Annotated in this window: 2 protein-coding genes; one reads left to right on the plus strand and one right to left on the minus strand. The window is 45.9% G+C overall.

The features are described 5' to 3' along the window. Positions 1–1248 (plus strand): WD40 repeat domain-containing protein (locus tag F6J99_RS44995; RefSeq protein WP_293123927.1); only part of this gene is annotated, 1248 nt, incomplete at its 5' end. Here the strand turns inward: F6J99_RS44995 and F6J99_RS45000 are convergent. Beyond that, positions 1168–1401: a hypothetical protein gene (locus F6J99_RS45000; protein ID WP_293123929.1), complete on the minus strand. Its 234-nt coding sequence runs from the start codon at positions 1399–1401 to the stop codon at positions 1168–1170. The genes F6J99_RS44995 and F6J99_RS45000 overlap by 81 nt on opposite strands. Positions 1402–1432: the final 31 nt, after the last annotated feature.

Raw genomic sequence — 1432 nt, forward strand, 5'->3', positions numbered from 1 at the left:
TCTATTGCCTCTGCCAGTACAGACAACACTGTCAAACTCTGGCAAACTGATGGCGAATTAATTGATACCCTAGAAGGTCATCGTAATTGGGTTCTGGATGTTAGTTTTAGCTCCGATGGTAAGAGGCTAGCCACTGCTAGTGCTGATCACACCATCAAACTCTGGAACAGTGATGGGGAATTAATCGAAACCTTGGCTGGACATAGTGAGATGGTGCTAGATGTAAGTTTTAGTCCGGACAACAAGACGATTGCATCTGCTAGTGCAGACAAAACCATTAGACTCTGGGCCAGTGACGGGGGTATACTGGCACCGATCCGCCATAATCAAACTGTCAGAAGTGTAAGTTTCAGCCCCGATGGTGAAATGATTGCTACTGCTAGTGCAGACAATACCATTCAACTGTTGAGGCTTCAAGATCGTAGCAGAAAAGCCTTCTTGGCTCATGGTCAAGGGTTGACTGCAATTAGTTTCAGCCCTGATAGCACGATCATGGCTAGCGCTAGTGAAGATAAAACGGTTAAACTCTGGAGTTTAGATGGCTCCTTGCTTCATACTCTAGAAGGACACCAGGATCAGGTTTGGGGAGTTAGTTTTAGTCCCGATAGTAAGTTAATTGCCTCTGCTAGTGCTGACAAAACCGTGAAACTCTGGGATTTAGATGGCACCTTGTTGAAGACCTTAGAGGGGCACCAGGATCAGGTTTGGGGGGTCAGTTTTAGCCCAGACAGCAAACAGATTGCCTCTGCTAGTAGTGATGGAACGGTAAAACTCTGGAATCGTGAGGGCAAGTTGCTCAATACGTTGAAAGAGCATAATGATGATGTGAATTGGGTTAGTTTTAGTTCAGACGGGGAGATGATTGCTTCTGCTAGTAGTGATGGCACCGTAAAACTCTGGAATCGTGATGGCAAGTTGCTTAATACGTTGAAAGGGCATAATGGTGCCGTGAATTGGGTTAGTTTTAGTCCTGATGGAACCTTAATCGCATCTGCGAGTAGTGATACAACGGTTAATCTTTGGAGTCGGGATGGACATTTAATTAATACCTTTAAGGGACACAACGATTCGGTGTTTGGAGTCAGTTTCAGTCCCGATGGCAAATGGCTAGCTTCTGCTAGTAAAGACAAAACCGTGATTTTGTGGAATTTGGATGTGGATTATTTGCTACAGCGCGGTTGTAGTTGGTTGTACGATTATTGGCATCATAACCGTGATGCTCAAAGGGATAAGCTTTGTGGATTTTAACTGCAAGGGAATAGGGAGTAGGGAGTAGGGAGTAGGGAGTAGGGAGTAGGGATTAGTGCTATAGTTTATGAACTCTTGACTCTTGCCTCTTGCCTCTTGCCTCTTGCCCCACACTCCCCATCTCCCCATCTCCCCATCTCCCCATCTCCCCATCTCCCCATTTCCCCATTTCCCCATCTCCCCA

It is taken from the genome of Moorena sp. SIO4G3 (assembly GCF_010692305.1).
Classification (GTDB): Bacteria; Cyanobacteriota; Cyanobacteriia; order Cyanobacteriales; family Coleofasciculaceae; genus Moorena; species Moorena producens_A.